Annotated in this window: 12 protein-coding genes; 2 read left to right on the top strand and 10 right to left on the bottom strand. The window is 55.5% G+C overall.

The genetic code is table 11. From position 1 onward, the window contains the following. Positions 1–27: 27 nt before the first annotated feature. The 5 genes from K1558_RS02770 to K1558_RS02750 all read right to left on the bottom strand — a co-directional run bounded on the left by K1558_RS02770 (position 28) and on the right by K1558_RS02750 (position 4,823). Complete coding sequence (locus K1558_RS02770; protein ID WP_238650010.1) at positions 28–750, bottom strand: MgtC/SapB family protein; 723 nt, start codon at positions 748–750, stop codon at positions 28–30. A gap of 237 nt (positions 751–987) precedes the next feature. Beyond that, a complete protein-coding gene (locus tag K1558_RS02765; RefSeq protein ID WP_238649830.1) occupies positions 988–1,779 on the bottom strand; it encodes an SDR family oxidoreductase in 792 nt (263 codons plus the stop codon). A gap of 191 nt (positions 1,780–1,970) precedes the next feature. Next, on the bottom strand, positions 1,971–2,765 hold the full coding sequence (locus K1558_RS02760; protein ID WP_238649829.1) for an ABC transporter ATP-binding protein: 795 nt from the start codon (positions 2,763–2,765) through the stop codon (positions 1,971–1,973). Further along, the gene (locus K1558_RS02755; protein WP_238649828.1) at positions 2,752–3,678 is read right to left on the bottom strand and encodes an ABC transporter permease; all 927 of its coding nucleotides are present in this window, start codon (positions 3,676–3,678) and stop codon (positions 2,752–2,754) included. Before K1558_RS02755 ends, K1558_RS02760 begins: the two co-directional genes overlap by 14 nt. 68 nt (positions 3,679–3,746) lie before the next feature. After that, positions 3,747–4,823 carry an ABC transporter substrate-binding protein gene (locus K1558_RS02750; protein ID WP_238649827.1) on the bottom strand — a complete coding sequence of 359 codons (1,077 nt, stop codon included), beginning with the start codon at positions 4,821–4,823 and terminating at the stop codon, positions 3,747–3,749. 325 nt (positions 4,824–5,148) lie between these two features. Between K1558_RS02750 and K1558_RS02745 the strand changes: the two genes are divergently transcribed. Continuing rightward, positions 5,149–6,090, top strand: a complete 942-nt coding sequence (locus K1558_RS02745; protein WP_238649826.1) for a C40 family peptidase — start codon at positions 5,149–5,151, stop codon at positions 6,088–6,090. Between the two features lie 140 nt (positions 6,091–6,230). Here K1558_RS02745 and K1558_RS02740 read toward each other — a convergent pair whose 3' ends face one another. Further along, positions 6,231–6,626, bottom strand: coding sequence for a DUF2500 domain-containing protein (locus tag K1558_RS02740; protein WP_238649825.1), 396 nt, complete (start codon positions 6,624–6,626; stop codon positions 6,231–6,233). Positions 6,627–6,843: 217 nt separating this feature from the next. Between K1558_RS02740 and K1558_RS02735 the strand changes: the two genes are divergently transcribed. Continuing rightward, on the top strand, positions 6,844–7,716 hold the full coding sequence (locus K1558_RS02735; RefSeq protein WP_238649824.1) for a YitT family protein: 873 nt from the start codon (positions 6,844–6,846) through the stop codon (positions 7,714–7,716). Between the two features lie 97 nt (positions 7,717–7,813). On the opposite strand, the gene K1558_RS02730 is transcribed toward K1558_RS02735, so the two are convergent. From K1558_RS02730 to K1558_RS02715, 4 genes are all read right to left on the bottom strand, one after another. Continuing rightward, positions 7,814–8,101, bottom strand: coding sequence for a stage VI sporulation protein F (locus K1558_RS02730; protein ID WP_238649823.1), 288 nt, complete (start codon positions 8,099–8,101; stop codon positions 7,814–7,816). Between the two features lie 67 nt (positions 8,102–8,168). Continuing rightward, positions 8,169–10,220: an ATP-dependent DNA helicase RecG gene (gene recG, locus K1558_RS02725; RefSeq protein WP_238649822.1), complete on the bottom strand. Its 2,052-nt coding sequence runs from the start codon at positions 10,218–10,220 to the stop codon at positions 8,169–8,171. Positions 10,221–10,234: 14 nt separating this feature from the next. Next, positions 10,235–11,095: a DegV family protein gene (locus K1558_RS02720; RefSeq protein ID WP_238649821.1), complete on the bottom strand. Its 861-nt coding sequence runs from the start codon at positions 11,093–11,095 to the stop codon at positions 10,235–10,237. Positions 11,096–11,155: 60 nt separating this feature from the next. Further along, positions 11,156–12,940 (bottom strand): DAK2 domain-containing protein, encoded by a 1,785-nt coding sequence (locus K1558_RS02715; protein ID WP_238649820.1) that lies wholly within the window; start codon positions 12,938–12,940, stop codon positions 11,156–11,158. Between the last annotated feature and the right edge of the window lie 144 nt (positions 12,941–13,084).

Here is a 13,084-nt window from a genome sequence, read left to right as displayed (position 1 = left end):
ATCTGCCCGAATGGCAACATGCCATTTTTACAGCTGCTCCACTTCAACGCTCATGACATGCTCAATTTTTTTGACATCATAATAGATTTCGGTCGCATAATCCTTATCCGGTGCAGAGACGACCATATCAATCAGCTGACGCCCGTCGTCGAGATCCTTGATCTTCATCCGCCGGATGGTCCGGCCGGTCTTGCGCGCTTTACGCGTGTCGGCAATGGCATGCCGCTGCTCGATCTTCTGAATCACATCGGTCAGAATATAGTTCGGTTCCATGATAATCTTAATCGAGATTTCATGTTTGTTCAGCACCTCAGGTCCGATCGCCTTGATCAGATACGGCACGGCATTCACCGCGAACATCAGCAGCACCACCGCATACCCCGCCTCTACATAAAAGCCTGCGCCCACCGCAATCCCGATGCCGGAAGCTGTCCAGATCAGCGCTGCCGAGGTCAGTCCGGAGATCGCATCTCCGCCCCGGCGCAGAATCACGCCTGCTCCAAGGAACCCGATCCCGCTGACAATCTGCGCTGCCAGACGCATCGGGTCCATGCTGGGATGCTCCGGCCCGCCGAATTTGTCATACGCATGAATCGAGACGAGCGTAACCAGACAGCTGGCTATGCTGATGACCATACTGGTCCGGATTCCCAGCGGCTTCTGCTTCAATTGCCGGTCAATCCCGATGAACAGCCCGAACAGCATGGCCACCAGCAGCTTCACAATAGCTTCGGTGTGTAACAAGTCCATGTCCATATCTATGAATGATTCCTCCTTCCTCGCCGCCATGGCACATAGATCAGTATACCTGAAAAGCACTGCAAACTTCACTCTAATTTCGCGGGTTGAGGCAAGAAGAAACGGACCGCCGCTCCTGCTGGCCGGAACCCGGGCTGCACTGCCCGGAACCGGTCAAAGGAACACTGTCCGCTTCGGCCAAAACTTTGCGTTATTCATCATATGAACCATTTACGGATTCTAGAAGAATCAGCCGTGCAGCAGCGACTCTGCCCCGTCACAGAAGATTTCAGTTCCGCTGATATGGTCCGAATCCTCCGAAGCCAGGAACAGCGCCAGCTTGGCTACCTGATCAGGACGCCCCGGACCCTTCTCCAGCGGCTGTCCGCCGTCCGGGAACTCTACCTCAATCTGCACTTCCTTCAGATCATCGGATGGATAGGTGTTATCGTCGATGTTCGTAGTGATGGCTCCCGGACAGATTGCATTCACCCGGATTTTGTACTGGGCCAGCTCCAGTGCCGCCATCTTCATGAAAGCAACCTGCCCCGCCTTCGTGGTGCTGTAAGCGGAGAAGCCGATATTGGAGAATACCCGGTTGCCGTTGATGGAGCTGTTGATCAGGATGCTGCCGCCGTTCTCCTTCAGGTGGGGAATGGCATATTTGACGGTGGCGAAGGTTCCGCGCAGGTTAATCTGAATGGTCTGGTCCCAAGCCTCGATATCCATCGTCTCAATCGGAGTCATCGCCCCGTTGATGCCGGCATTGGCGAAGACAATATCCAGCTGACCGTACTTCTTGACAACCTCCTTCACGGCACGTTCGACCTGCTGCGGCTCGGCAATATCACATTCGAATACAGCGGCTTCGCCGCCTTCCCGGCGGATCTCTTCAGCCACCTTCTCCGCATTCTCAACCGTCCGGTCGAGAAGCGCCACCTTAGCCCCGTTCCTTGCGAACTCCAGTACCGATGCCCGGCCAATGCCGGAGCCGCCTCCTGTAACGATAGCCACTTTACCTTCCAGTTTCTTCGCAGTCATATGCAGTCGCCTCCTAAGGTCTGTGTGGTTCAGTCCAGTTCTTCCTTAACTTTACCCGCATCCCGCCTGTTGAATCGGCATGTCCTTATATTGTGCCCGCTTCCTCCTGACCTACAATGAATTCCTGGCAAAATAAAAGGCTTGAGGTACAGCCAGCTCAACCCGGCAGCGCCTCAAGCCCTATTAATAAGTTATCCCAGCATCATCCGGTCATCGGCCAGCTTATGGCCGCTGATCGCTTCGAATTCACCCAGCAGGCGTTCGACCGTCAGGTCCTTCTTGCGCTGCTCATCGAAGTCGAGAATGATCGAACCCTTGTCCATCATTATCAGCCGGTTGCCCAGCCGGATCGCCTGATCCATATTATGCGTGACCATCAGCGTGGTCAGCTTCATCTCGCGTACGATGGATTCCGTGAGCGTGGTGATCAGCTCGGCACGCGATGGGTCGAGCGCCGCCGTATGCTCATCCAGCAGCAGAATCTGCGGCTGGGTGAAGGTCGCCATCAGCAGGCTAAGCGCCTGCCGTTCGCCCCCGGAGAGCAGCCCGACCTTGGCCCGCAGCCGGTTCTCCAGGCCGATGCCCAGGCGGCTAAGCTGTTCCCGGAATAGCTTGCGCCGGGCCGCATTGACGCCGAAGGACAATCCGCGGGGCCGTCCCCGCTTGTAGGCCATGGCCAGATTCTCCTCAATCGTCATATGCGGCGCCGTTCCGGCCATCGGGTCCTGGAAGACCCGGCCGATCCAGCGGGCCCGCTGATATTCCGCCAGATGGCTGATCGAGCTGCCCTCGATGCGGGCTTCACCCAGGTCCGGCTTCATCACACCCGAGATAATATTCATCAGCGTCGATTTACCGGCACCATTGCTGCCGATAATCGTTACGAAATCGCCGGCGCGCAGCTCCAGATCAATGCCGAGCAAGGCGACCTTCTCATCCGGTGAACCGGGATTGAACAGCTTCGACACATTATCAAGCTTTAGCATTGGCCGCGCCTCCCTTCTTGCTGCGCCGGGCCAGCTCAGCCAGCTCGGCAGTGCGTTTACGGGCCTGACTCTTCTGCTTCATGAACCGCTGAACGGACGGGAATACGAGAGCAATAATGACGATAATCGCGGTAATCAGCTTCAGATCAGACGCCTTCAGCCAAGGCACCCGCAGCGCTACGGCGACAACGACCCGGTAGATAATCGAGCCGAGCACGACCGCAAGCGTCGCCCGGAAGACATTCCCCGCGCCGAAGATCGCTTCCCCGATGATCACCGAGGCCAGTCCGATAACGATCATCCCGATCCCCATCGATGAATCGGCGAACGAAGAATACTGGGCGATCAGCGCCCCGGACAGCGCCACCATGCCATTCGCCAGACTGATACCCAGAATGGTAGTCGTATCCGTGTTGACGCCGAAGCTGCGGATCATCCGCGCATTGTCGCCTGTGGCCCGCAGGGCCAGTCCAAGATCAGTGCGCAGGAATAGGTCCATCAGGATTTTGACGATCAGCACGACAAATGGCATCACCAGCAGCGGATTCATAGAGCTGAATACTGTACCCTCCCCCATCAGGGACACATTGGGCCGGACCAGAATCCGCAGATTAATGGAATACAGGGCAATCATCATCAGAATCCCGGAGAGCAGGCCGTTGATTCTGCCTTTGGTGTGGAGCAGTCCTGTACACATGCCTGCTGCCATTCCTCCCAGCAGAGCACACAGCGTGGCCAGCAGCGGGGAATAGCCGTGGGTTATCATAACTGCCGCGATAGCCCCTCCGGTGGTGAAGCTTCCGTCCACAGTCAGGTCCGGGAAATCGAGAATCCGGAACGTAATATATACCCCAAGGGCCATAAAAGCGTACAGCAGGCCCATCTCCAGGGCGCCGATCAGTGAATTATACATCGCAGCCTTCCTCCTTCAAGCGGCAAAGGGCGCCCATATTGGATACGCCCCGTTATCATGTCTGTATGTTATTGAATAATATTGTTCGCCGGATCAGCCACTTCAGCCTTCATGGCATCCGTAACTTCAATCCCCTGTGCCTCTGCTGCTTTGAGGTTCAGGATGAGGTCCAGCTTCTCTTGCATGGTTACCTTCATGTCGCCTGGCTTGGCACCGTTCTTCAGTACCTCCACAGCCATTTGGCCCACCTGGTAGCCGTGATCATAGTATTTGAAGCCCACAGTGGCAAAAGCGCCCTTCTCTACCGTATCGCGGTCCGCCGAGAAGAATGGCAGCTTGTTGTCATTCGCCGTCTGGATGATCGTGTCCACGCCGCTGACAACAGAATTGTCCAGCGTTATATACAGCGCATCTACGCGTCCCACCAGGGATTCCGCAGCCTGCTTCACCTCTGAAGTGTTGGTGATAGGCGCTTTTACCAGCTCGATGCCGTGCTTGTCCAGCTCCTGCTTGGCGATGTCGGCCATAACCACAGCATTCGGCTCTCCTTCATTAATGACAAGGCCCAGCTTCTTCACCTTAGGGAACTGCCCAGCAATGAACTGCATCAGCCGGGTAATCGACTCCGGATTCGTATCCGAAGCGCCGGACACATTGCCGCCGGGATGCTCAAGGTCCGTTACAATCTTCGCATCAATCGGGTCGGTTACAGCTGCGAACAGAATCGGTGTATCCTTCACATTCTGTACCAGCGCCTGGGCCGAAGGTGTAGCAATTCCGAGCACCAGATCATTCTTGTCACCGGCAATCTTCTGAGCAATAGACAGGTTATTGGCCTGGTCCGCCTGGGCGTTCTCCAGATCGACCTTCAGGTTCTCTCCCTCGACAATCCCGGCTTCCTTCAGCGCGGCCATGAATCCTTCACGTGTAGCATCCAGCGACGGATGCTCCACATATTGGGAGATCGCGATGGTATACGACTTGTTGTCTTGCGAAGAACCCGTATCTGCCGTTGCCTCTGCGGTGCTGGCCGGGGCGTTCCCCTTGCCTGCCGCATTATCCACCGCTGCATTATTGTTCCCGCAGCCCGCCGCAACAAGCATCAGCGCCATGCTCAAACCCAGCCATATCTTATTTCTCTTCATCAGATAACCCCTCTTCTTGTACGGGTCAGCGCGACAACCAGAGTTAGCGGTCCAGCATTATCGCTTTCATCTTGAAAAGCATTAAAGCGAATGCCCGCACCTCTTCCGGCTTCCGCTCCCCGAATCTATTAAACATATATTATATGTAGCCTGAATTCCCGTCAATCATTTATGTCCACTCCATATTTTACAATTCACGCACAAAGGAGTCCTATCCCCCCCGGCAGCCTGTACTTTTCCTTGACATTGATTACTAAAGCCTGCTGCACATAAAAAATACGGCCTTGCGCACACTTTATCTAACGTTGGAAAAGGAGCGTGCTCTATGCCAAGCAACAAGCCGCAATTCAGCAAACTCATCATGACAGCCGCCATCCTGATTACCGCAGCCGGCGGGACGGCGGCCTGCAGCAACTACTCCAGTAAAGACACCACTCCCAAAGTCAACTCAATTTCACCCACCGGCAATTTTGCCGGAAGCTATTACGAGAAGAGTGCCTATACCGATAAGGAAGGTAAGTATTGGATTCCATTGAAGCCGGCAGCGGCGTCCCTGGGTTACCGTATGAAGGATGACACCTCAAGCGGCGGATATACCAAGCTGGGGTACAGCGATGTGATGTATATGCTGCAGCCGGATTCCAGCCAGGTATTCTCGCTCGGCCAGCGGATCACCCTGCCGGAAGTCCCGATCCGGCGTGAAGGCCAAATATACATCACCCCTACCTCCCTGTCCAAGCTGCTTCAGACGGAGGTGGGCTGGAATCCGACCACCGGCGAGATTAATATCTCAGCTCCTAAGGACAGGGAGACCTCGGGGCCGAATGCAGGGTCCGGGGAAGCCGCGAAGCCGCTGCGTATCCAGAGTGTATCGAACGTGGACACCGGCGCATTGGTTTCCTACGCCAAGAAGTTTCTTGGTGTGCCCTACGAGTTCGGCGCAGGCCCCTATGAGGAGACCAGACGCTTCGACTGTTCCTCCTTCACCCGCCATGTCTTTGAAAAGTTCGGCATCGATCTGCCCCGGCTGGCCAAAGACCAGGATAATCGGGGCAGACGGGTCTCACGGAGCGAGCTGGAGCCCGGGGACCTAATTTTCTTCACCGTACCCGGACGCTTCGAGAGCGACGCCGTACCTGGCCATGTGGGCATCTACATCGGGGGCAGCCAATTCATTCACACCTGGGGCGACCCCGGGGTGCAGATCAGCGACCTGGACAGCGGCTACTGGAGCAATGTGATTCTGCATATGCAGCGTGTGCTATAAAAAAATAAAATGCAAAAAAGGTACCGTGGAATTTAGTTAACGGTATCTTTTTTGCATTATTCTCTGGAGTCACAGAAATCCCCTTCAGTACCTCTGCAGTATACAGCGTATGATAAACCTCCAAACATAACAGGAGAATTCTAATGCCAGGCGAATCCTCTGAAGCGGCTGCCCTGATAAGACAGCTCGCCCTTATCCCCTTCCACGATCAGCGCATGGGCCTTGGGCTTCACTTCCAGCTCCCTGCGGCTCCCGTCCCTGAATTCAAAGGTGACATAGTAACTCGTATGTGTGCCCGCCAGGTACCCTCTTCCGCCCCAGACCTCTGTCCGTTTGGTCACCGCCGTTGCGATCCGTGACTCCACAGGACTGGTGTAATTGATAATCCAGGTCTTCACCATCATCACAATAGTATAGGCAACGAAGCATACAATCAGCACGAGAATCAGCTGCAGCACAAAAGTCCAGTTCAGGATCCCTTCATTGCGGGCACTGGAAGGATATAAAAGACCATTATTTAGTCTCATATCATGCATATTTACCGCTCCTTTCCGCTGAAATGTTCAAGAAATGTTCATTTTACTTAACCATACGCAGTGTAGCGCTGCCGGTTTCGTTTTTTCGCTCTTTTTTCTCCGTCAAAATAGCGTAATTCATTTGGCCCTGCACCGAACCTATGATATGCTTTAACTACAAGATGCATTTCTGCCTGCACCCCAAATACCGGTTTCCTGCTGAAAGGAGGAAATCTTATTGAAAATCCGATATAGAAGTGCAGCTCCCCGGCGGCAGTCCAAGGCGCTGCGGCTGCTCGCAGTTGCAGGCGGAGGCCTCGTTGCTGCGGTTGGACTTGAACTGTTCCTGATGCCGCACAAGCTGCTGCCGGGCGGAATTACCGGCTTATCCGCCCTGATCTCCCATATCACTGAAATGCGCCTGGGCCTGTTTCTGTTTCTGTTCAATCTCCCGTTTATTCTGATATCGCGCAGACAGATCAGCCTCCGCTTCGCACTGTATACGATGCTCGGGCTGATTGGACTTACAGCCGGCTCGCTTGCCCTGCACCATTTCCCTGCTGCCGTCAGCGAACCGCTGCCCGCCGCCATTGCAGGCGGCCTGTGCCTTGGCTTCGGCCTGGGGATCTCGGTCCGCTTCGGCGGACTTACTGCGGGAAGTGAGCAGCAGAGCGTACGGCTGCTGAACGGCGGTCCGCCCAAATCAGCCGAGATGCCGATCATGCTGTTCAACGTCGCCATTCTGCTCTATGGCGGCTCCTTATTCGGCTGGGATCAGGCGATGTACAGCATCATCGCTTACCTGCTTGCCTTTGAAGCGCTGCGATTCTCGCTGCGGGACCTGTCGCTCACACAGGCCGTGTGGATTACCAGCAGCAAGCCGGAGGAGATCCGCCGCAAGCTTCAGCAGTCGCTGGACCGCGAGGTCAAGCTCGTCCAGTCCTCCGGCCCTGACGGACAGCCCGGCACCGTCTTCTGCCTGGCTAGCAGACTGGAGGAGGAGGAGCTGGCTTCCATCGTACATGGCTGCGATAAGGACAGCACCATCGTGATTAACGCCGCCCGCAACAACCGGATCCGGGCGCTCTTCCACAATAAGCCGCCGGGCTGAGCCGGATGGCAGTTCATACGGCTCTGCACAATGCAAAAAGCGTTCCCGTTATTAACGCGGGAACGCTTTTTGCAGCCAAAAACCAGCACACGATATTTCAGCGGAACATCCCCCATAAGCGGATCAGGTGGAACGTGTTGTTCGGATCAATCTTTTGGGCGATGACGAATTTCACAATCTGATCCTCCTGAGCCGAGGTCAGCTTCTCATTCATGACAGCCGCTGCGTTACGCACCAGCCTGCGGACAACCGCTGTGTCCTGCAGCTCCTGCTTGGAGATGTCTTTAATCATATTCTTGACGCGTTCCTTCACCGCCGGATTCTTCATCTTCGTCTTGATACGTTCCACCAGCGCCGGACTGATTCCATATTGCTGATAACCCAAGCACAGCACCTCCTGTCATATCCAATCATTCACAGTATATGAGGCTTGGTACCGGCATGTGCCTATTTCAGTCAATTAAATCTCCCTGGAAAATCTGCTCCTGCTGCAAATACGTGCGCAGCGCGGCATAATCCGGTGAAGTCCAGAATGAAGCATCCCGCAGCAGCTCTGCGGCATCATCACGTGCCATCTCCAATACCTGGAAATCAGCGGTCATATCCGCCAGCCGGAACTCCGGCAGTCCGCTCTGCTTCGTCCCGAAGAAATCTCCCGGCCCCCGCAGCTCCAGGTCACGCCGGGAGACCTCGAACCCGTCATCCGTATCCGTCATCGCCGTCATCCGTTCCCGCCCGATCTCGGACTTCGGATCCGCCATAAGCACACAATAGGAAGGATGCTCGCCTCTGCCGACCCGGCCGCGCAGCTGATGCAGCTGGGACAGCCCGAAGCGGTCCGCATCCATAATGATCATCAGCGTAGCATTCGGGACATCGACACCAACCTCGACCACCGTCGTGGAGACCAGTAACTGTATCTCATTACGGTAGAAATCACGCATGACCTCATCCTTCTCCGACGGCGTCATCCGCCCGTGAAGCAGACCTACCCTGTAGCCTGGAAAAGCCTGCGACATCTGCACATGCAGATCAATCGCGTTCTGTACATCCAGCTTCTCCGACTCCTCGATCAGCGGGCAGATTAGATAAGCCTGCCGTCCCTGATCGATCTCCCGGCTGATCAGGTTCAGGACCCGTTCCATCATATCAGGCTTTACCCAATATGTAGTAATGGGCACCCGTCCCTTCGGCCGCTCTGACAGCGTAGATACATCCATATCGCCGAAGACAGTAATCGCCAGCGTCCGGGGAATCGGGGTGGCCGTCATGGTCAGCACATCGGGATTATACCCCTTGCGCCGCAGAATACTCCGCTGGTTCACCCCGAAGCGGTGCTGCTCATCGGTAACGACAAGTCCCAGGCCGCGGAAGAACACATCCTCCTGGATCAGGGCATGGGTACCGACCACTACATCCAGCAGGCCGAGCTGGAGCGAGGCCAGCAGATCCTTGCGCTTGCGGCCGTTCACACTGCCGGTCAACAGACCGACCGTGATGCCGAAGGGCTCGAACATCCGGGTGAGCGAGCGCATATGCTGCTCCGCCAGAATCTCGGTCGGCACCATCAGCGCGCCCTGAAAGCCTGATCTGACCGTTGCGTAGAGCGCGATGGCCGCAAGCACGGTTTTGCCGGAGCCGACATCCCCCTGCAGCAGCCGGTTCATACAGTAGCCGGAGCGCATATCCTGCAGAATCTCCAGCTCCACGTGCTTCTGGGCATCGGTCAGCTCGAAGGGCAGGCTGCGCACAAACTGCCGCACAGTCGCGTTATCCACCGTATGGACCACCCCGTCCATTCTGCCCCGGTTCAGCACACGGAAGGCTTGTACCTTCAATTGGAACAGGAACAGCTCCTCATAGACCATCCTGCGTCTGCCCTGCTGGCCTTCCTTCGTATCCTCGGGCTGATGGATCGTAGCAATGGCCCTTTTGCGGGACATGAAGTCGTATTTACGTATAATGCTGTGCGGCAGAATCTCGGGGATCATCTCCCCGTACTGCTGCAGCCCCTGGCCGATGATCTTGCGCATCCACGATTGTGTAATCTTGCCGCCCACCGAATAGACCGGCTGCAGCGTTCCCGTCTTGCCGCCGCCGCGGTCGGGGAACTCATAGTTCGTTACCGTGATCTGGTTGCGCTTCTGGTCCCATTTGCCTGTCAGCACCACCTCACGGCCTACCGTCAGCTGCTCACGCGCATAATGCTGGTTGAACCAGGTGGCGGTGAACATCCACGGCTCAGCCACCATTTTGCAGCTCATACGTGATTTGCCGCCGTAGCGCTGCAGCACCGGAATGCCGATAACCTTGGCCACTATCGTAGCCTTATCGCCATGCTTCACCTCGCCGAGCGTTTTCGGCCGGAAATCCTCGTAACGGAACGGATAGTACTCCAGCAGATCTTTTACCGTATAAATGCCAAAGGCGTGAAGCTCGCTTTGCTTTTGAGCGCTCACGCCAGTGATTTGCTTCACTTCAATGGATTCCAAAGCCAGCACCATGCTCATCCCCTAACCTAGGCGGGCCAGATGAAGACGGCTAAGGTCCCGTTGCCTACGTGGCTGCCTACAACAGGGCCTACGTTGGTCAGTACCTTCTCTTTCAGAGTGAAATGTCCGGCTAATTCCCGCAGGAATTCTTCGCCGGAAGCCGGTTCAGCGGTATGGCCCACGGCTACATTAATGTTATTCACACCCGGCAGATCCGCCTTGAACAGCTCAATCATGCGGGCAACAGCCTTCTTGCGGCCCCGGACCTTCTCTACCGCATAGATGATTCCTTCCGCGTCGATCGACAGAATCGGCTTGATGTTAAGCAGTGTACCGAGAATGGCGGACGCTTTGCCGATCCGGCCGCCCTTCTGCAGATATTCGAGCGTATCCACGAGAAAATACAGCTTGCGCGACTGGCGCAGCCGCTCCACCTGCTCCAGGATGGCCGCAGGCTCCTGTCCCTGCTGTGCCAACCGGGCAGCTTCCACTACCATGAAGCCGAAGCCGTAAGAGGCGGACAGGCTGTCCACCACCGTGATGGCTTCCCCGTCCTCCTCCAGCATGGATTTGGCCAGAACAGCTGACTGATACGTCCCGCTAAGCCCGGAGGAGATATGGAAGGACAAGATCGGGCTGCCCGGGTACTGCTCCTGGATCCGGCGGTACACATTCATATATTCGACAGGTGACGGCTGCGAGGTGGTCGGCAGCTGCGGCGAGCGGGGAAGACGCTCATAGAACTGTTCCGGAGTCAGATCCACATTATCCCGGAAGGCCTCTTCGCCGAACATCAGCGTCAGCGGAACGACTTCAATGCCGTACTGCTCCGCCAGGGCCGGCGGGATATCGGAGGTGCTGTCGGTAACGATTACGGTACGATTCATGATTATCCTCCCCATACTGTAATAATAGCTGAACCACTCTGGCTTACGACTCAGGAAGGCTTACGGCTCCACCGAGAAAAGATAATAATACAGCGGCTGTCCGCCTTCATGCATCTCAACCTCGACTTGCGGATAAGCCTCTTCCAGCCAAGCGGCCAGCGCATCCGTCACCTCATCATCGGTATCCGCGCCGGTCAGAACGGTTACAATCTCGTCGCCGTTCACCAGCATGTTAGCCAGCAATTGCTTGCTTGCCTCAAGCAGATCATCGGCAGCCGCCACAATCTTCGCGCTCTCAATGCCGATATATTGCCCGGACTTGATCTCCAGTGCCTCAATAACGGTATCCCGCACCGCAGTGGTAACCTGTCCCGATTTGACCTGGGCGATGGCCTCCAGCATGTTACTAGTATTGGCCTCCACGCTCTCCTCTTCCTGGAAGGCAAACGCCGCCGAAATCCCCTGCGGGATGCTCTTGCTCGGAATGACCGTAATCTCACGTTCACCCTCCAGCAGCTCCTTCGCCTGCTGTGCAGCAAGAACAATGTTGGAGTTATTCGGGAGAATATAGATATGCTTCGCAGAGATCGAAGCGATCGCATTCACGAAGTCCTCTGTGCTCGGGTTCATCGTCTGGCCGCCGGCCAGGATCGCATCCACCCCTAAGCTGCGGAAAATGTTCGAAATCCCCTCTCCTGAGGAGACGGCGATGAAGCCGTATGGCGCAAGATCATCTGCTGGCGGTACCGCAGGTGCCTGCACACTCGTCTTCTCTTCCGGGATATCCGCGAAGACATCCGGCATTGGGGCGATATCCATGCCTGCCGTCAGCAGATCGCGGTGCTGCTCACGCATGTTAAGAATATGAATCTGGGTAATCTCTCCGTGGACGAGGGCCAGGTTCAGCACCTCTCCCGGAGTCTTCGAGTGCACATGCACCTTGATCGTCTCATCATCCGAGATGACAATAATCGAATCGCCGCCCACTGATAACGCTTTCCGAAACGCATCCTCATCGAAATCCGAATTCGCGGCTGCGCCAAGCCGGCGGTTGATGAAGAATTCCATATCATATAAAAATTCAATGTCTTCCGTAGAGAGCTGGGATTGCGCAGAAGACTGTACGGAGGACAGCACGTTCTCAGGTTTGGTCAGTACGGCTGATGGTGCAGCTGCGGCCGCTGAGGCTTGTCCCTGCACAGCAGGCTGAACAGGAGCGGCGGATGCTCCGCCGGTGAGATGCTGGTAGAAGCCTTCATAGATATAGACCAGACCCTGGCCCCCGGAATCCACAACTCCAACCTGCTTCAGAACAGGCAGAAGCTCAGGTGTGTGTGCTAAAGCTTCCTTCGCCTTGGCGAGCACCTCAGTCATCAGTTCGATAATATCAGTGGTGCGCCGTGCATAATATACCGCATGTCTTGCCGCTTCCTTGGCTACTGTAAGAATCGTACCTTCCACCGGCTTCACCACGGCCTTATACGCCGTATCTACGCCGGTCTGCAGAGCTGCAGCGAACTGCTGGGTGTTCAGCTCTTCATATTGGGCGGCATAACGACCGAAGCCTCTGAACAGCTGCGACAAAATAACGCCGGAGTTCCCCCGCGCGCCCATCAGCAGCCCCTTCGACAGCACGCCTGCACACTGGCCGACAGAGGCTGTATGATTCTTCTTCAGTTCGTTCGCGCCTGCGGTCATCGTCAAATTCATGTTCGTTCCCGTATCTCCATCCGGCACCGGAAACACATTCAAGGAATTTACGTGCTCTGCATGCTGCTGCAGCTGTTCCGCACCGGTTAGTACCATTGCGGTAAAATCTGTCCCGTTTATAGAACGCTTACTCAATGAGAATTCCCCTTCCTAACTTCATGCCTAATCAATTCGAAGATTAACTGGACATAATGCACTAATTTATATTGTACTATAAGAGTCTTCAGAAATAAATGTTTTTGAATCGGTTGACGAAGCAAATTTTGCTGTGATATTATA

This window comes from Paenibacillus piscarius (genome assembly GCF_022234545.1).
Taxonomy (GTDB): Bacteria; Bacillota; Bacilli; order Paenibacillales; family Paenibacillaceae; genus Paenibacillus_AQ; species Paenibacillus_AQ piscarius.
The sequence above is the reverse complement of the archived record's forward strand: the minus strand, read 5'-3'. Positions and strand labels throughout refer to the sequence as shown.